The organism is Alistipes sp. An54 (genome assembly GCF_002159375.1).
Taxonomy (GTDB): Bacteria; Bacteroidota; Bacteroidia; order Bacteroidales; family Rikenellaceae; genus Alistipes; species Alistipes megaguti.
Genome location: NZ_NFIA01000022.1, coordinates 16,067 through 33,053, shown reverse-complemented (window position 1 = coordinate 33,053; position 16,987 = coordinate 16,067). Strand labels below are relative to the sequence as shown.

Below are 16,987 nucleotides of genomic sequence, written 5' to 3'. Positions count from 1 at the left end.
GTCAGCCCCCTCTGTCAATCCCCGGCCCCGGGTCAGTGAGAAAGACGATCGACCTTGTCCAGTAACAAGGCGCACTGCTCGTCGGTCAGATACTGCGACACGGAAAAGGCGGCATGCTGTTCGGCCTCCTTCTTCGAATCGCCCGCACCATGGCCGACCTCCATGTCGTCGACAAGCACCGTGCAGTAGAAGACCGGACGGTTGGCCGACGAGCCCTTTTCGTTCTCCGTACGGAAAAGCACCCGGTGGCGGTTCTTCTGGCACCACTCGATCAGGCGGCTCTTGAAATCGGTCTCCGATTCGGTCAGCTCCTCAAGGTCCAGGCAGCGGTAATAGATGCGGTTGATGAGCAGCCGGTTGACAAAATCGTACCCCTGATCGAGGTAGACGGCTCCCATCATCGCCTCGAAGGCGTCGCCGAAGATGTGTTTCTGGGCAATGCCCGCTCCGCCGTTCGAAATCACGTAGCGGTCCAGGCCCAGCTTCACAGCCAGGGCATTGAGCGACTGCCGCGACACGATTTTCGAGCGCAGCTGGGTCATGAAGCCTTCGTCGCGATCGGGATATTCGATGAAGATATAGTCGGAAGTTACGGCCTCGATCACCGCGTCACCCAGGTATTCGAGGCGTTCATTGTTGATCGCACGGCCGTCTTCCAAAACCAAAGAAGCTGACTTGTGAATCAAAGCCAGCTTGTAAAGTTCGACGTTGTGCGGAATGAATCCGAACAGGTCGTCGACCATTTTGTAATACGCCCGGTCACGCCCGAAATTCCGCCGTAGCGGACGCAAGAGAAAATCAATCACTGCGCGGACGTTTTTTAGGGGGGGGGTTAGAGCTTGCGGAAGATCACCGTCGAGTTGTGACCGCCGAAGCCGAACGTATTGCTCAGACAGCACTTCACGTCACGTTTCTGTGCCTGGTTGAGCGTCAGGTTGAGTTTCGGATCAATCGCCGGATCGAGGTGCTCGCAGTTGATGGTGGGAGGCACGACTCCGTGCGTCATGGCAAAGATGCAGGCCAGCGCCTCAACGGCTCCGGCGGCACCCAGCAGGTGACCCGTCATGGACTTCGTCGACGAGATGTTGACGTTGTAAACGTGGTCGCCCAGAACCTCCGCTACGGCCTTCAGTTCGGGAAGATCGCCGGCAGGGGTCGATGTGCCGTGAACATTCACATAGTCGATATCCTCGGGGCGGATGCCGGCATCCTTGATGGCATCGCGCATGGCCTTGATGGCCCCCTTTCCTTCGGGGTGCGGAGCCGTGAAGTGGTAGGCATCGGCCGAAGCACCGCCGCCGACGATCTCGCAATAGATCTTCGCTCCACGGGCCTTGGCGTGCTCGTACTCCTCGAGAATGAGCGCTCCGGCTCCTTCGCCGATCACGAAGCCGTCACGGTCGGCGTCGAACGGACGCGAAGCGTGCTGCGGATCGTCGTTGCGCGTCGAGAGTGCCTGCATCGAGTTGAATCCCCCGACGGCCGGTTCGTTGACTGCGGCTTCGGAACCGCCGGCAACCATCACGTCGGCCTTGCCGTAACGGATGGTGTCGAAGGCGGCGATCATGCCGTGGTTCGACGAGGCGCAGGCCGATACCGTACAGTAATTCGGACCCATGAAGCCGTACTTCATGGAGATGAACCCGGCGGCGATATCGGCAATCATGCGGGGAATAAAGAATGGGCTAAACCGCGGGGTTCCTCCCCCTGCGGCATAGCCTAAACACTCATCGAAGAACGATTTGAGTCCTCCGATACCCGAGCTCCAGATCACACCGACCTGCTCCTTGTCGATCGTCTCCAGATCGAGCGCCGAATCCTCCACGGCCTGCGTGGCGGCAATCAGAGCATACTGCGTAAAGAGGTCGTATTTGCGGACCTCCTTGCGGTCGAAATGCTGTGCCGGATCGTAATTTTTTACTTCACAAGCGAATTTGGTCTTAAATTTTTCCGCGTCAAAATGAGTAATGGGTGCGGCACCGCTGACTCCCTTCTCCAGATTGGAAAAATACTCTTCAATATTATTACCGAGCGGATTGATCGTTCCGATGCCCGTAACAACTACTCTTCTTTCCGTCATAAATTCAAGCCTTATTCCGTGAACGTATTTTCTTGGTTAATTATTTCTTGTGCTCCTCGATGTACTTGATGGCGTCACCTACGGTAGCGATCTTCTCAGCGTCCTCATCCGGGATCTGGATATCGAAAGCCTTCTCGAACTCCATGATCAGCTCTACGGTGTCGAGCGAGTCTGCGCCCAGGTGGTTGGTGAAGCTGGCTTCGGGTACTACCTCCGACTCCTTGACACCCAGCTTGTCGACGATGATCTCGACAACTTTTGATTGAACTTCTGACATAATCTTAAGTTTTTAGTTAAACAATTATAGGGAATAGTTTCAATACATTTCCCGGGTAATTTTGCGCAAAAGTAACACTTTTTTTATTACTTTTGACAAAACGGCCCGATTTTTTATTCACAACTTTTTCGACATTTAGCACAAAAACACTCACAATAATTTAAGAATCACCGAATTATGAAATTGCTTCTGATCTCGAATTCGACCAATGCCGGCGAAGAATATCTGCGCTATCCGCTGCCCGAAATCGGCCGCTTCCTTGCCGGGATTCACGAAATAGCCTTCGTCCCCTACGCCGCCGTGACCTTCTCCTACGCCGACTACGAAAAAAAGGTCCAGGCCCGTTTCGACGAACTCGGAATCCGCGTCCGCTCGGTCCACCGGGCCAAGGACCCCGCCGCGATGATCCGCACGGCCGAAGCCGTCTGCGTCGGCGGCGGAAATACCTTCGCCCTGGCCCGCAAGATGCAGCAGCAGGGGCTCATGAAGGCCATTCTGGGCCGAATCCGCGCCGGAGTGCCCTACGTCGGCTGGTCGGCCGGCAGCAACGTCTGCTGCCCCACGATCTCGACGACGAACGACATGCCCATCGTCCAGCCCGAATCGCTCCGCGCCATCGGAGCCGTCAGGTTCCAGATCAACCCCCACTACCTCGATGCCAACCCCGCGGGCCACGCCGGAGAAACGCGCGAACAGCGTATTCTGGAGTACATCGAAGCCAATCCGCGCCGTTGGGTCGTCGGACTGCGCGAAGGATGCATGCTGCGCCTCGAGCAGGGAAGGCTGGAACTGATCGGTAGCCGTCCGATGCGTGTATTCCGCAAAGGAGTCGAGACCTTCGAGGTCGAACCCGGAGGCGACCTCTCGTTTTTATTATAAATAGGTATCGAAGGGAAGGGGCGTCATTCTCCACCCCTCAAAAGGCATAAATTCCACCACTGATGAAAGTCATGATCGTCGGACTGGGCCTCATCGGAGGTTCGTTCGCTCTCTCGTTGCGCGACCACGGACTCGCCGACGAGATCCTCGGGGTCGAAAACTCCGAGGAACATGCTGCGGAGGCCCTCCAGCTGGGGTTGGCCGACCGCATCGTTCCGTTCGAAGAGGGAATCGCACAGGCCGACCTCACGGTGCTGGCAACCCCCGTGGACACCATTCCGCTGCTGGCCGTCAAGGCCCTCAACCGCGTCTCGGACCGCCAGGCGGTCATCGACATGGGCTCGATCAAGGGCGAGTTGTGCGAGGTGATCTCGATGCACGCCCGGCGGAGGCGTTTCGTCGCCGTACACCCGATGTGGGGCACGGAGTACAGCGGCCCGAAGGCCGCCCAGCACGGTGCCTTCACTGGCCGTCACGTCGTCTTCTGCGACACGGAACACAGCGATGCCGATGCCCTGCAGACTGTCGAGCGGATCTTCCGCACGCTCCGGTGTCCGGCCATCTACATGAATCCCGAGGAGCACGACCTGCATGCGGCCTATGTCTCGCACATCTCCCACGTCTCGTCGTTCGCCCTGGCGCTGACCGTCCTCGAAAAGGAGCTCGAGGAGCGCCACATCTTCGATCTGGCGGGCGGAGGTTTCGAAAGCACCGTGCGGCTGGCCAAGAGTTCCGCCACAACGTGGGTGCCCATCCTGCTGCGCAACAAGTACAACGTCCTGGACGTCCTGCGCGAACACATCCACCAGCTGCAGGTGCTGCGCAAGATGCTCGAGAGAGACGATGCCGAGGGGCTCCGACAGGCCATCGAACGAGCCAACTCCATCCAACGGATCATCCACTGATGACGACGGATCATCTACTGATGACGACGGCCGAAACGGGACGCATCGGCGAAGAGGCCGTAGCCGACTATCTCCGCCAGAAGGGCTTCTCGATCCGGGCGCGGAACTGGCGGCAGGGGCACTACGAACTGGATCTGGTGGCGCTGCGCGACGGGATTCTCCACATCGTCGAGGTCAAGACTCGCCATGCGGGATCGCTCACCCCGCCCCAGGCGGCGGCCACACACCGCAAGTTCCGCGCCGTGAGCCGCGCCGCAGCCGGTTACATCCGCGCCGTCGGGTGGAAGGGCGACGTGCAGTTCGACGTGGCGGCCGTGGAGCTCGACACTGACGGGGGCGTCCGCATCGACTGGATCGAAAGCGCCTGGGAGTACAACTGGTAATTTGGCGTTTAAGACAATTTATACTATCTTTGCCCTGCCAAACGCCTCCGGGAACTCCCGGTGTGACGACCGGCTTGAGAGGTGAAAACGAAAATCAAGAAATTCCTGGAAAAATTCAACACCATAGACTGCTGATGTGGCTCTATAATTTCGGTCTGTTGCTTTACGTTTGGGCAATCCGTCTCGTGGCCCCGCGCCACCGGAAGGCCCACCTTTGGCTCGAAGGACGCAAGGACCTCTTCCGCAGAATGCGGGAAACCATCGACCCCGCGGCGCGTATCGTCTGGATACACGTCGCTTCCCTCGGAGAGTTCGAACAGGGGCGCCCCATCATCGAACAACTCCGCAAATCACATCCCGAATACAAGATCCTGCTGACCTTCTTCTCCCCCTCGGGTTACGAAATCCGAAAGGACTACAAGGGCGCCGACTACATCTTCTACCTGCCGCTCGATACCCCGCGCAACGCCCGCCGTTTCCTCGATGCCGCACATCCCGACGTGGCCATCTTCGTCAAATACGAATACTGGTTGAACTTGTTGCGCGAACTCCGCCGCCGGAAGGTCCGCACCTATGTCGTCTCGGCCATCTTCCGCCGCAATTCGGTCTTCTTCCGCCCCTACGGCGGTCTGTGGCGCCAGGCCCTGGAGTCGTTCGACGTGATGTTCGTCCAGAACGAAGAGTCGAAGAAACTCCTCGCCACACTCGGTTTCGACAACGTCCTCGTGGCCGGCGACACGCGGTTCGACCGTGTGGCCGAAATCGCCCGCGCCGCCAAGCATGTCGATATCGTCGAACGCTTCAAGGGCGAAGACCGCCTCTTCGTGGCCGGATCGACCTGGGGCCCCGACGAAGAGCTGCTGATCCGACTCATGAACGACAACCCCGACGTGAAGTTCGTCATCGCCCCCCACGAAATGGACGAGACGCGCATCGCCCGGCTCATAGCCGAAACGCGCGGCGGCGCACTCCGCTACACGCAGTGCACCTCGCGAACGGGATACGGAACCCGGCAACTGCTGATCCTCGACACGGTGGGGCTCTTGTCCTCGGTCTACTCCTACGCCACGTGGAGCTACATCGGCGGGGGATTCGGCGTCGGAATCCACAACACGCTCGAGGCCGCAACCTTCGGGCTCCCGATCGCCTTCGGCCCCAACTACCAGAAGTTCAAGGAGGCCCGTGACCTCGTGACGCTCGGTGCGGCCCGTTCGGTGACCTCCTACGAGGAGCTGCGGAGCTGGTTCATTCCCCTGCGTGACAACGAGGAGTTCCTGCAGAAGACCTCCCGCATCGCCAAGGACTACACCACCCGTCATCAGGGGGCCACAAACATCATCGTCAAGACCATCTTCCCGCAATAACCGGGGGAGGGTATTAGGGGCCGGAAAGAGGCAGGGCCGCAGGAACCGAAAGGGGTCGGCCGGACAGGAAAAGGACAGCAGAGACCGAAAGGGGCCTCCGGACAGAAAAAGGGCCGCAGAGACCGAAAGGGGCCGGCCGGACAGAAAAAGGGCTGCAGAGACCGAAAGGGGACTCCGGACAAAGGCAGAGTCGCAGAGAGCGGGAAGAGCAGAAAGAGACTGAGCCGCAGAGACCGGGAGTGCCGAAATAATGTGCCGGAGTGGCAAGTCTCTCACGGAGAAGAGGAAAAACCGCACCGCATAAAGGCAAACAGGCGGGGCCATCCAATCGGATGGCCCCGCTTTCCATATCCGGAGGATTGTGTCAGGCGATTGTCTCACCTGTCGTTTCTGACGCCCCTGACGTCCCTGTCGCCCCTGTCGCCCCTGTCGCCCCTGACGTTCCTGTCGCCCTTCCTGGTCGTTTCTGGCATCCTCCGGTCGTCACTTGTCGCTCCCGGGCACACGGCCGTTTCTGGCACCCTCTCACGCCCTCGGTCGTCTCCGGTCGCCCTCTCACGCCTCGGTCGTCTCTGGTCGCTCCCGGGCTCACGGCCGTTTCTGGCACCCTCTCACCCCTCGGTCGTCTCTGGTCGCCCTCTCGCGCCTCGAACGCCTCGGAATGCACCCCTCCGGTCAACACTTGTGGGTCATAATGTTGAGCACCAGACGGTCGGTCTCGTTCATGCCGTCACGACCGATCTTCGTCAGATTGCGGATACAACGGTCGACATCCTCTTCGATGATCCCCTCGACGGGTGTCACACACTGCCCGTCCATGGCCATCATCGCCGAAAGAACGGCCGTCGAAACACCGCTCGTGAGCTTCATCGCACAACTCGGCTTCGCACCGTCGCAGATCATACCCGTCAGATTGGCAATCATGTTCTTCACCGCAGCGGCGACCTGGTCGTAACCCCCGCCCATCAGATAGACAATGCCGCAGCTCGATCCCGTCGCAGCCACCACGCAGCCGCACAGGGCCGACAGCCGACCCAGACTCTGCTTGATGTAGATCACCGTCAGATGGCTCAACGTCAGCGCCCGGATCGTCTGCTCCTCCGTGGCGCCGGTCTCCCGCGCGTAGACCGCCACGGGCATCGTCGCCGCAATCCCTTGGTTGCCGCTTCCGGAGTTGCTCATTACCGGAATCATCGCCCCGGCCATGCGCGCATCGCACGCCGCCGACGTATAGGAGAGAATCCGCGTGAAGATGCTGTCGCCCATCACCTGCTGTTCGCGGTCGCAGCGCAGCGTGCGCCCCACGCTGTGACCGTAATCCCCCGAGAAGGCCTTCTCGGCGGCAGCCCAGTTCAGGCGCCGCGATTCGAGAATGAAGCGGATCTCGTCAAGCGGCGTGGTCATCGCAAAGTCCCACACCCGGCGCAGCGTCAGCGAAACATCGCCCGACTCCGTCTCCGACGAAGCCCCGCCCCGCTTGTCGAGCTGCACCTCGCCGTCGTGCTCGACATAGACGAACGTCGTATGTCCGCCGGCAATGACGGCCTGCGCCTCGTGGCCTGCCGCCACAACCTCCACTTCGATATAGAGTTTTTCCGAGATACCCTCCTTCAGCTCGATGGTGATGCGTTTCTCTTCGATCATCCGCCGTCCGCGCTCCACCGCCTCGGGCGTCACGTCACGCAGCACCTCCAGTTGATACTCCGAGCGTCCGATCAGCGCCCCGAGCGCCACGGCAATCGGCAGGCCGATCATCCCCGTACCCGGAATGCCGACTCCCATGGCATTCTTCAGGATATTGGCACTCAACCGGACGGCGATCCGTTCGGGCTCGGCGCCCAGCGTTTCCGTCGCACGTGCCACGCACAGCGCTACGGCGATCGGCTCGGTACACCCGATGGCCGGAATGACCTCGCGATGAATCAGATCAATGATTTGCTTGCGTTCAGACTCTGGTAGCATAGACTTTTGGGTTTAGCGAAAACAAAGATACTATTTTTTCCCTATTTTTGCAGCATGAAAGATCCCGAAGATCGCAAATGGAGGGTACTCTCGAGCGAATACCTCTTCCGGCGGCCGTGGCTCACCATACGGCACGAGAGCCTCGAGCTGCCCGACGGGCGCCGTGTGCCCGACTATTACGTCCTCGAATACCCCGACTGGGTCAACGTCACGGCCATCACGCGCGACGGACGCTTTGTCCTGATCGACCAGTACCGCCACGGTCTGGGCGAAACCTCCTACGAGATTCCGGCCGGTTGTGCCGAACCCTCCGACGCCTCGATGCTGGACGCCGCACGGCGCGAGCTGGCCGAAGAGACCGGTTATGGCGGCGGGGAGTGGCGTCTGCTGACAACCGTAGCCCCGAATCCCGCCACGCAGAACAACCTCACCCACTGTTTCCTGGCAACGGGCGTCGAGCGTCTCGGTGATCAGCACCTCGATCCGACCGAAGATCTGCGCGTTCACCTGATGACGCGCGGCGAGGTGCTCGAACTGCTCCGCACCAACCGCATCCGACAGGCACTGATGGCCGCACCGCTGTGGCGCTACTTCGCCGAACACCCCTCGCCCGACAACTCCTGTCCGCTTGACGGCACGCCGGCCGGACATGACTCCGCAGAGACCGACGCCCAAGCATAACCCGTAACACGACACACACCATGCAACCATACGATTCAATCCAGACACTCTTCTTTTCACCGACGGGAACCACCAAACGGGTGGTCCAGGCCATCGCCCACGGAATCGCCGGCCCGAAATCGGGAACTTCCGCAGCCCCGACCCTCCGAAACCTCGACCTGACCTATACGGAGGTCCCCGCGGCACAGATCGCCCGGAAGAAGGTGACGATTCTGGCCGTTCCGGTCTATGGCGGGCACGTGGCCCCGACGGCCCGACAACGGCTCGAAGGGATTCACGGCGCCGGAGGTCCGGCCGTGGTGGTGGTCGTCTACGGCAACCGCGCCTTCGAACACGCCGCCGTGGAGCTGGCCGAACTGGCCCGCCGGCAGGGTTTCGTGCCCATAGCTGCGGCGGCCTTTGTCGGCGAACACTCCTACTCGTCGACGGCCACGCCCATTGCCGCCGGACGTCCCGATGCGGCGGATCTGGCCGCCGCCGAGGAGTTCGGCCGCAGGGTGCGGCAAAAGCTCGACCGCGGAGACCTCTCGCCGGTCGATGCCTCCCGGCTGAAGGAGCGTCCTACCCCACTCTTCGCCACGCTGCGTTTCATCGGATTCGCCCTGGGCTACCTCTGCCGACAAAAGCGGAATCCGGTCGTCTATCTGCCGGAGTGCGACGCCGCGCGCTGCACCCACTGCGGGCGTTGTGCGGCCATCTGTCCCGTCGGGGCTATCGCGCGCGGCGACGAAACCCACACCGACCCCGCACGCTGCATCCGCTGCTGCGCCTGTGTCAAGGGGTGCCCCGTCGGTGCACGCACCTTCTACACCCCCTTTGCCGCCGCGCTGTCTCGCAACTTCGCCCGTCGCAAGGAGCCCGTCACCCTGCTGTAGGGACCAGGAAGAAGCCAATCGAAGGAGCGTAAAAGATTCCCGGAAAATCCCCGGCTTCCAGAAAATCCCCTGACAAGAAACGGACGCTCCCTGACGGAAGCGTCCGTTTATCAGATCCGTGGGCGTCGGCTACTCCATGTAACCCACCACCGAGAGGGGTTCCTCGCCCACCTCGACGGTCACCTGCGAGGCCTCGCCCCGCGCATTCTCGTAGCGGAACGTATAGGTGCGATTCTTTTCGAGCAGGATCCGGTAGCCGTCGTTCATGTCCTGCAACGGCCCCGCAGTGCGTCCTCCGCCCACCTGTTCGGCTCCGCAGAAGACATCAACATTCGCGGCAACACGGCCTTCGGACATCCCTTCAAGAGCCCGGTTGCGGTACATCGTGAAGCGCACCTCGACGTGCGTCTGCCGGGCCCGGCGCAATTCGCTCACCTCCCGGTAGGCGGCCCGATAGCGCGAGGTCACCTCCACGGCGTGCACGTCGTGCGACGACTCGTTCCACACCATCGGGAACCAGTCGCCCGTCGGGTGGAACGACACGGCATAGACGGCATGCTGACGGTTGCCCTCCGTAGCCTGTCCGGCATCGGCCAGAAACCACGCCCGGTCGTAACCCGGAAAGTAGTACTCCGTAAAGTGCCAGGCGTCGTCGAACCACACCTCCGTCCAGCTGTGGTTGCCGCGGTTGTCGTGCCAGGCCGCCGTCCCGACAAAGCGCGCCGGGATACCCACAGCCCGCAGCGCGTCGACCAGCAGCACCGAAAGCCCCGTGCAGGAGGCCATGTGCTGGCGCATCGACTCCGAGGGGCTCTGGTTGGTCTTCTCGCGGCGCGTGTTGTACTCCACACCGACCCGTTCGACGATGGCCCGGTTGACGGCCTCGGCCGCCTCGCGCAGCGTCCGGCATCCGGCCACGCAGGGCGTGAAACGGTCGAAAAAGTCGCCGCGCCACGCATCGCGCACCTCGTCAACCACGGCATAGGGCAGCACCTCGTTCAGAAAGAGCGAATCGGGCAGCGCCTTCGTCCAGGGAAACACTTCGCGGGCCTTGCAGGCGTAGGCCACATTCTCGCGCAGCAGGTCGAGGCGCATCGTGTCGCGGTCGCCCTGCGGCATCCAGGCCACCAGCCACGCCATCGCTTCGCGCTCCTCGCGGGGCGTCTCGCGCAGCAGGTGTCGCAGGCTGTCGGCGCGCGGGCACTCGGCCAGCGCCGCATCGAGCAGCGGATCGTACGTTTCGGGAATGCCGCTTCCGTAGCGGCTGCCACCGCAGGCGCACAAACCCAGGCAGGCAATCAGGGTCAGCAGTCGTATCATCGTTCAAGAGCTTTGAGTATTTCCCGGATCTTCGCCTCGTCGGCGCACAGCGTCGCATATTCGGGCACCCCGTCGAGTCCTCCCATCGAGACCTTCGGATTGCGGTAGCGCATGCGGCTCTCGCGCCAGCCCCGGGCACTGAAGTGCAGCGCATCGACCCCCGTTGCGGCCAGCTGCCGCGCATTGGCGGCATTCACGCCGCTGCCGGCCATGATCTCGATGCGCCCCGCGGCCCGCGTGACCAGTTCGCCGAGGGTCGCAATCCCCTCCACGGCCGTATTGCTTCCCCCGGAGGTGAGGATGCGCCGGCATCCGCACGCGATGACCGTCTCAAGCGCCGCCATCGGGTCGCGCGTCATGTCGAAGGCCCGGTGGAAGGTCACCTCCAGCGCTCCGGCCTCGGCCACCAGACATGCCGTGCGCACGCGGTCGACCTCGCCCTCCGGAGTCAGCAGCCCCAGCACCACGCCGTCGGTCCCGCATTCACGGGCGAAGCGGATCTCTTCGGCCATCTGCGCGACCTCGTCATCCGTATAGCAGAAATCGCCGCCTCGCGGGCGGATCATCACCTGGAGGCGGATCCCCTCCACACGGCGCGCCCCGCGGATCGAGGCGGCCGAAGGGGTCGTTCCCCCCTCCCACGGCGAAGCGCAGAGTTCCACGCGGTCCACCCCCGCACGTGCCGCCGTACGGCACGATTCGACAGAGTAGGCACACAATTCAGTTTTCATCGTTCTTCGTTTTCTCCGCGAAAGAGGCGGCCGCCACGATGCGGCAACGCCCTCGCATTCATCCTTTTCCCCCCCCCTCCCCGGTTACCGGAGCACGACGGTGACCGCCATCGGTCCATGGGCGCCGAAAACCAGCGCCTGCTCGATGTCGGCCGTCTTCGAAGGACCCGACATGAAGCATCCGTAGCCGAAGTCGTCCACCTCGGGACGCACGACGGCCTCCTGCATCGTATCGACCAGCGCATCGCGCGGAATGACGATCATCAGCGACGTGGCGCCGAAGTAGAGCGCCTTGTGGCGGATATCCTGTGCAATCCATACGGCGCCGTTCTCCGCTACGCCGAACGAGCCGCGCACCACGCCCAGATCCACGTCGACCAGTTGGCGCGGATCCTCCACGCGGTCGGGATCCACCGTTGCCGAGGTCACCTCGGGCAGCGTCGAGGCGATGCGCCGTGCCTCGGGGTAGAGGCGGGCGATCAATCCGTCGAGCGTCTCGCCCGGCTCCATCCGCACGGCCATACCGCCCGCAGCCTCGAGCCGCTCGACAAACGTCTGCTCGCGGTCGGCAAAGCGCTGCGGGACGAAATCCATCGTCGGGCGCGGCCGGACGGCCATGCCGTCCGCCGCCAGACTCTTCAATATCTTCTCCTTGCTATTCATCTTACTTGTTCGCTTTCTCTTTTTTCCACCAGGCGTTGAAACTCTGCCCCGCAATGGGCGGCAGCGCACGTCCCGGTGCACTCCACGGATTCAGGCCGTTCTCGACCAGCCCCCGGGGCAGCTTCTCGGCCAGGTGTCCCAGCGCAATGCTGCCGTAGAAGCGGTAACGGCCCCCCATGATGAAGTCCATCCCCTTGACGGCCGCCTTCTTCATCGGATCGGCAAGACCCATGCCGTCGAGCCGCTGCCGCCACTCGTAAATCTGCTCCCCGAGGTCAATCTTCGCCGGGCAGACGCCCGAACACGAGTAGCACAGCGAGCAGGCCGAGACGTTGCCGTGGTAGAGTTTCGGCGAGCGCAGCATCCCGAGGTTGATCCCCAGCGGGCCGGGGATGAAGTACGAATAGGAGTAGCCGCCCGAACGCCGGTAGACCGGGCAGGTATTCATGCAGGCGCCGCATCGCAGGCACTTGAGCATGTTGCGGTGCGCCTCGTCGGCCAGCCACTCCGAACGGCCGTTGTCGACCAGAATGACATGGATCTGGCGGCCCGGGTCCGGCCGCCGGTAGAGCGACGTGTAGGTCGTCACGGGCTGTCCCGTACCCGAACGCGCCAGCAATCGCGTGAAGACCCCCAGCGCCTCCATGTCGGGAATCACCTTCTCGATGCCCATGATGGCGATATGCAGGTCGGCGAACGAGGTTCCCATGTCGGCATTGCCCTCGTTCGTGCAGACGGCCAGCGCCCCGGTCGAGGCCACGGCAAAGTTGACACCCGTCATCGAGACGTCCGCCTCGAGGAACTTCTGCCGCAGGGCGCGCCGTGCGGCATGGGTCAGATAGGTCGGGTCGCAGTTGCCCGCCTCGGTCCCCATCTCGCGCTCGAACAGCGCCCCCACCTCCTCTCTGCGTACGGCGATGGCCGGCAGCACGATATGGCTCGGCGGCATGTGCAGCAGCTGCATGATCCGCTCGCCCAGGTCGCTCTCCACGGCCTCGACGCCCCGCGCCTCGAGGTAGGGCGTCAGCCCGCACTCCTCGGCGAGCATCGACTTGCTCTTGACGAGGCGCCGTCCGCCGTGGCGGCGGATCAGATCCCACACCGTTTCGTTCATCTCGGCGGCATCCGCGGCCCAGTGGACCTGCATGCCGTTGGCCGTGGCGTTGCGCTCGAACTCGCAGAGGTAGTCCCCCAGGCGGCTCAGCGTATGCAGCTTGATCTCCGACGAGAGGCGCCGCAACTCCTCCCACTCGGGCACCGTCTCCATCATCCGGTCGCGCTTCTCGCGCACGGCGTACAGCGCCCGGTCGTGCCAGGCCAGCCGTTCGGCATCGGCCACGAATCGTTTGGCGGCTTTGGAATGCGTACTCATGACCTCGAATTGAGAATTTCAACCATGTGGATCGTCCGGATCGGAAGTTTCTCCCGCGTGATGATCCCCTGCATGTGCATCAGGCACGACGAATCGGCCCCCGTGATATACTCCGCTCCGGTGTCGATGTGGCGGCCGACCTTCGCACGGCCCATGGCCACCGAAACCGCGTTCTCCTCGACGGAGAACATTCCGCCGAAGCCGCAGCACTCGTCGCGCCGCTCGGGCTCCACCACGTCGATCCCCTCGACCAGCGACAGCAGGTCGCGCAGCTTCGAGTGGTAGGGAACCTTCTCCTCGCTCGGCGACGAGAGCCCCATGCGCCGCACGCCGTGGCAGGAGTTGTGGAGGCTCACCCGGTGCGGGAAGCGGGCATCGAGCCGCGTCGGGCGCACCACGTCGTGCAGAAACTCGCAGATCTCCCAGATCCGCGCATCGACGCAGGCGTGTTCGCGGTAATCCTTCAGCAGCCGCGGGTAGCCCTCGCGCACGAAAACCACGCAGCTGGCCGACGGCCCTACCACGTAGTCATAACGCGCAAAGAGTTCGTTCATGTGTTCGGCCAGGGCCCGGGCATCCTTCTCGAAGCCCGCATTGGCCATCGGCTGGCCGCAGCAGGTCTGATCCAGGGGGTAGTCCACCTCGCAGCCGACCCGCTGCAGCAGTTCGTACGAGGCGCGACCCACCTCGGGGTAGACCGCATTGATATAACAGGGAATGAACAGTCCGACCTTCATCCGTTCTTGTTGTTCGCTTGTTGTTTGTTATGGGTATGTTCGGTTCTGCGTCCGCCGCGCCGGGGCGCACGAACGCGCCGTCAAAGATAGCCGTTTTTTTTCATAGCTGTTCCTCCGCAGGGCACTTTTCCTCGCACGAAGGCGGCTTTTCCGCTCGCCGGAGGGCTCTTCTCCCCGTCGTCCGTCGCGCTCCGCCGGGCCCGGCAGCCCCCCCCCCGAAAGGCGGCCGGCCGGAGAGGGTCAGGCCGCATGCGGGCAAAAAAAGAGAGCCCCGCTCTCGCAGGGCTCTCAAAGGCCGGGTGCCGACGATTATTTGATCTCGATCTGACGAGCCACAGCCGAAGCTTCCGTCTCCTTCTTCTTCGGGAGGTCGATACTCATCACACCGTTCTCCACTTTCGCGGAGATCTTCTCGCGCTCGACATTGTCAGGAAGCAGCAGGTTCTGCTGGAACTGCGTGTAGGAAAACTCCCGACGCAGATACGTGCCTTTGTGCTTCTTGTCCTCCTCCTTCTCCTCGCTGTGCTTCTCCATCGAGATGACCAACTCGTTGTCCTCGTTGATATGCACCTTGAAATCCTCCTTGGTCATACCCGGAGCGGCAACTTCGACCTTATACTCGTCGTCATTCTCGATGATGTTCACAGCCGGAGCCGTCGTGTTGCGGCGTTCCATCAGGAAATCGTTGTTCAGCAAATCGTTGAAAATACTCGGCAACCAGTTTTGATTACGTCTTACAGGTACCATAATTAAATCCTCCTTGGTTTATTTTAGTTTAACATTTTCTTATTCTTCCCCGCCTCTTTCGAAGCGGTTTCACCCCCTATCCGATCAAATCGTGTGCCACGACCAAAAATCCAGAAAATTGTCATAAATTGTCACATATTGTCCGATTTTGTGTCAAAAAGTGACAAAAAGTCAGCGACGACGAGGTGACAAAACGCCATGTCCGACCGCCCGGAACGCCCGGAACAGGCTTTTTCACCGGTGCGGAGGCTGCACCGCGTCGGAACTTTTCGTATCTTTGTCGGAAACGGAATGCGCTTGGCACGATCCGTCCCCCGAAAATGCCGTCCGCCGGATGGTCGGCGCGCCTCTCGGACAACGGACTTTGGCACGCACGTCCGCCCGAACCTCCGCAAAAGATCGACTCGTCATGGAAAAAACACGCTTCCGAAGCGCCGCTGCCGGCGATATACCCCGCATTCTGGAGATCATCCGCCAGGCCCGGCACCGCATGGCCGCCGCCGGAAGCCAGCAATGGCAGGACGGCTACCCCGCTCTCGACGACATTGCCGCCGACGTGGCACACGCCTGCGGATATGTGCTTTGTCACGCCGGAGAGGCCGCCGGACATACATTTGCAGAGTCCGGCTCCGGAGAGAACCGCCCGGAAAATGGCAACAGAAAGGAGGAGCCGATCGTCGCCTACGGAGCCATCCTCTTCGACGGTGAGCCCGCTTATGCCGAGATTCGGGGCGCATGGCTCACCGCCGGGCCCTATGTGGTCGTCCACCGGCTGGCCGTGGCCGACGAGGCGCTGGGGCACGGACTGGGGACGGAATTTCTCCGCCATGCCGCCCGTCTGGCCCTTGAGCGCGGCATCCGCGCCTTCCGCATCGACACCAACTTCGACAACCACCGCATGCTGCGCATCCTCGCGCGCAACGGATTCACCCGCTGCGGGACGATCCGCTACCGCAGCGGCCAACGCGAGGCCTTCGAGAAAATTCTCCTTCGGGAAGCAACCGACTGACAGGCCCCGGTTCACCGCACGCGACAGACACAAAAAAACCGGGGCTTTGGCTCCGGTTTTCAGACCGTGAACGGGCGGACCGTTCATTTACGCGTCACGATCTCCCGGAAGAAGTCCTCCTGCGAGATGTGGTAATAATCGCACAGATCAGCCAGCGTCGTCAGCAATATGCTGTGACGGCCGCTCTCGATACGGCCGATATTGAGGTCGGTATCAAACCGGACGCTCTCCTGGGTCAGGCCCTGGACACGACGGATCACGAGGGGGGGGGAAGATGGCCGCCGACTCACTCGGCCGCAACCGGGACGGGGACGACCGAAGAGGGCTGCTGCACGGGGGCCGAGACGATGCTGTCGACGACAAACTTCGTGAAACCGCGCCAGGGAAGCGCCCCGAAATACTCCTTGTAATGCAACTCGACGGTCCGGCCACCGAGGAGCATCAGTTCACGGGCCAGCGCCTCGTCGTCGACCGAAAATTCAAACTCGTAGGACTGGATCGTACCGGCCGTCCGGGATCGGATCCCCGACTGGATGAGCTTGCCCTCGTAGGTCTTGAAAAGAACCCCCTTGTAGACGACATAGTTCAGTTCGCCGCTCTTGACCCCTTCGCCAAAGACAAAGTAGAAGCGGAAATAGAAAAAGAGTGCCAGCCCTGCGACAAGCACCGAAAGGGTGATGATCCAAAATTTCTTCATGATCGGCTCCTTGAGGATACGGATACAAAGGTAGCAAATTTCGCGGATCGCAGGGGCACGGACCGGAAAAATAATTCTGCCGAAGGGAGATTCGGCGGCATCGGGAAGGGGTAAAGGCGAAAAAACACGATATTTTTCGAGCAAAGATTTGCAGAATGATTTTTTTTGTTTACCTTTGCACCACGATAAAACCGAAAGGCCTAATCGTCGGATGGTGCCATAGCTCAGTTGGTAGAGCAAAGGACTGAAAATCCTTGTGTCGGCGGTTCGATTCCTCCTGGTACCACGAAGAAAATCAACCACTT

19 protein-coding genes and 1 tRNA gene are annotated in these 16,987 nt (G+C 61.6%); 8 read left to right on the top strand and 12 right to left on the bottom strand.

Features of this window, described 5'->3' with window-relative positions:
* Positions 1-32 precede the first annotated feature (32 nt).
* Genes rnc through B5G09_RS13265 form a run of 3 tightly spaced genes read right to left on the bottom strand, consistent with a single transcriptional unit; the run spans position 33 to position 2,357 of the window.
* A complete protein-coding gene (gene rnc, locus B5G09_RS13275) occupies positions 33-806 on the bottom strand; it encodes a ribonuclease III (RefSeq protein WP_232009173.1) in 774 nt (257 codons plus the stop codon).
* A gap of 26 nt (positions 807-832) precedes the next feature.
* On the bottom strand, positions 833-2,080 hold the full coding sequence (gene fabF / locus B5G09_RS13270; protein WP_087311711.1) for a beta-ketoacyl-ACP synthase II: 1,248 nt from the start codon (positions 2,078-2,080) through the stop codon (positions 833-835).
* Positions 2,081-2,120: 40 nt separating this feature from the next.
* Complete coding sequence (locus tag B5G09_RS13265) at positions 2,121-2,357, bottom strand: acyl carrier protein (RefSeq protein WP_018694937.1); 237 nt, start codon at positions 2,355-2,357, stop codon at positions 2,121-2,123.
* A 177-nt stretch (positions 2,358-2,534) separates the two neighbouring features.
* On the opposite strand from B5G09_RS13265, the gene pepE reads away from it, so the two are divergent.
* The 4 genes from pepE (at position 2,535) to B5G09_RS13245 (ending at position 5,888) form a co-directional block, all read left to right on the top strand.
* Positions 2,535-3,236, top strand: a complete 702-nt coding sequence (gene pepE, locus B5G09_RS13260) for a dipeptidase PepE (RefSeq protein WP_087405553.1) — start codon at positions 2,535-2,537, stop codon at positions 3,234-3,236.
* A gap of 62 nt (positions 3,237-3,298) precedes the next feature.
* A complete protein-coding gene (locus tag B5G09_RS13255; RefSeq protein WP_087311715.1) occupies positions 3,299-4,141 on the top strand; it encodes a prephenate dehydrogenase in 843 nt (280 codons plus the stop codon).
* Positions 4,141-4,524, top strand: coding sequence for a YraN family protein (locus B5G09_RS13250; protein WP_343285519.1), 384 nt, complete (start codon positions 4,141-4,143; stop codon positions 4,522-4,524). Before B5G09_RS13255 ends, B5G09_RS13250 begins: the two co-directional genes overlap by 1 nt.
* A gap of 134 nt (positions 4,525-4,658) precedes the next feature.
* The gene (locus tag B5G09_RS13245; RefSeq protein ID WP_087405552.1) at positions 4,659-5,888 is read left to right on the top strand and encodes a glycosyltransferase N-terminal domain-containing protein; all 1,230 of its coding nucleotides are present in this window, start codon (positions 4,659-4,661) and stop codon (positions 5,886-5,888) included.
* Between the two features lie 675 nt (positions 5,889-6,563).
* On the opposite strand, the gene B5G09_RS13240 is transcribed toward B5G09_RS13245, so the two are convergent.
* Positions 6,564-7,850: an L-serine ammonia-lyase, iron-sulfur-dependent, subunit alpha gene (locus B5G09_RS13240; RefSeq protein WP_087405551.1), complete on the bottom strand. Its 1,287-nt coding sequence runs from the start codon at positions 7,848-7,850 to the stop codon at positions 6,564-6,566.
* Between the two features lie 54 nt (positions 7,851-7,904).
* On the opposite strand from B5G09_RS13240, the gene B5G09_RS13235 reads away from it, so the two are divergent.
* Both B5G09_RS13235 and B5G09_RS13230 read left to right on the top strand, forming a co-directional pair.
* Positions 7,905-8,531, top strand: a complete 627-nt coding sequence (locus B5G09_RS13235; RefSeq protein WP_087405550.1) for an NUDIX hydrolase — start codon at positions 7,905-7,907, stop codon at positions 8,529-8,531.
* A 20-nt stretch (positions 8,532-8,551) separates the two neighbouring features.
* The gene (locus B5G09_RS13230) at positions 8,552-9,406 is read left to right on the top strand and encodes a 4Fe-4S dicluster domain-containing protein (protein WP_087405549.1); all 855 of its coding nucleotides are present in this window, start codon (positions 8,552-8,554) and stop codon (positions 9,404-9,406) included.
* Positions 9,407-9,535: 129 nt separating this feature from the next.
* On the opposite strand, the gene B5G09_RS13225 is transcribed toward B5G09_RS13230, so the two are convergent.
* From B5G09_RS13225 to B5G09_RS13200, 6 genes are all read right to left on the bottom strand, one after another.
* Complete coding sequence (locus B5G09_RS13225; protein WP_087405548.1) at positions 9,536-10,726, bottom strand: transglutaminase-like domain-containing protein; 1,191 nt, start codon at positions 10,724-10,726, stop codon at positions 9,536-9,538.
* The gene (locus B5G09_RS13220; protein WP_087405547.1) at positions 10,723-11,457 is read right to left on the bottom strand and encodes a copper homeostasis protein CutC; all 735 of its coding nucleotides are present in this window, start codon (positions 11,455-11,457) and stop codon (positions 10,723-10,725) included. Before B5G09_RS13220 ends, B5G09_RS13225 begins: the two co-directional genes overlap by 4 nt.
* A gap of 84 nt (positions 11,458-11,541) precedes the next feature.
* Entirely contained in the window at positions 11,542-12,120 is a 579-nt protein-coding gene (locus B5G09_RS13215; RefSeq protein WP_087405546.1) for an LUD domain-containing protein, read from the bottom strand.
* A 1-nt stretch (position 12,121) separates the two neighbouring features.
* Complete coding sequence (locus B5G09_RS13210) at positions 12,122-13,492, bottom strand: LUD domain-containing protein (RefSeq protein ID WP_087405545.1); 1,371 nt, start codon at positions 13,490-13,492, stop codon at positions 12,122-12,124.
* Positions 13,489-14,229 carry a (Fe-S)-binding protein gene (locus tag B5G09_RS13205; protein WP_087311733.1) on the bottom strand — a complete coding sequence of 247 codons (741 nt, stop codon included), beginning with the start codon at positions 14,227-14,229 and terminating at the stop codon, positions 13,489-13,491. The genes B5G09_RS13210 and B5G09_RS13205 overlap by 4 nt, the downstream gene beginning before the upstream one ends.
* Positions 14,230-14,538: 309 nt before the next feature.
* Positions 14,539-14,976 (bottom strand): Hsp20/alpha crystallin family protein, encoded by a 438-nt coding sequence (locus tag B5G09_RS13200; protein ID WP_087311735.1) that lies wholly within the window; start codon positions 14,974-14,976, stop codon positions 14,539-14,541.
* Between the two features lie 409 nt (positions 14,977-15,385).
* Here B5G09_RS13200 and B5G09_RS13195 point away from each other — a divergent pair, with 409 nt between their 5' ends.
* Positions 15,386-15,985 carry a GNAT family N-acetyltransferase gene (locus B5G09_RS13195; protein ID WP_087405544.1) on the top strand — a complete coding sequence of 200 codons (600 nt, stop codon included), beginning with the start codon at positions 15,386-15,388 and terminating at the stop codon, positions 15,983-15,985.
* A gap of 83 nt (positions 15,986-16,068) precedes the next feature.
* Here the strand turns inward: B5G09_RS13195 and B5G09_RS13190 are convergent, their stop codons facing one another.
* Both B5G09_RS13190 and B5G09_RS13185 read right to left on the bottom strand, forming a co-directional pair.
* A complete protein-coding gene (locus B5G09_RS13190) occupies positions 16,069-16,245 on the bottom strand; it encodes an XRE family transcriptional regulator (protein ID WP_241147683.1) in 177 nt (58 codons plus the stop codon).
* A gap of 26 nt (positions 16,246-16,271) precedes the next feature.
* A complete protein-coding gene (locus B5G09_RS13185; RefSeq protein ID WP_143256577.1) occupies positions 16,272-16,682 on the bottom strand; it encodes a hypothetical protein in 411 nt (136 codons plus the stop codon).
* Between the two features lie 213 nt (positions 16,683-16,895).
* Between B5G09_RS13185 and B5G09_RS13180 the strand changes: the two genes are divergently transcribed.
* Positions 16,896-16,968 (top strand) — tRNA-Phe (locus B5G09_RS13180).
* The last annotated feature ends 19 nt before the right edge of the window (positions 16,969-16,987 follow it).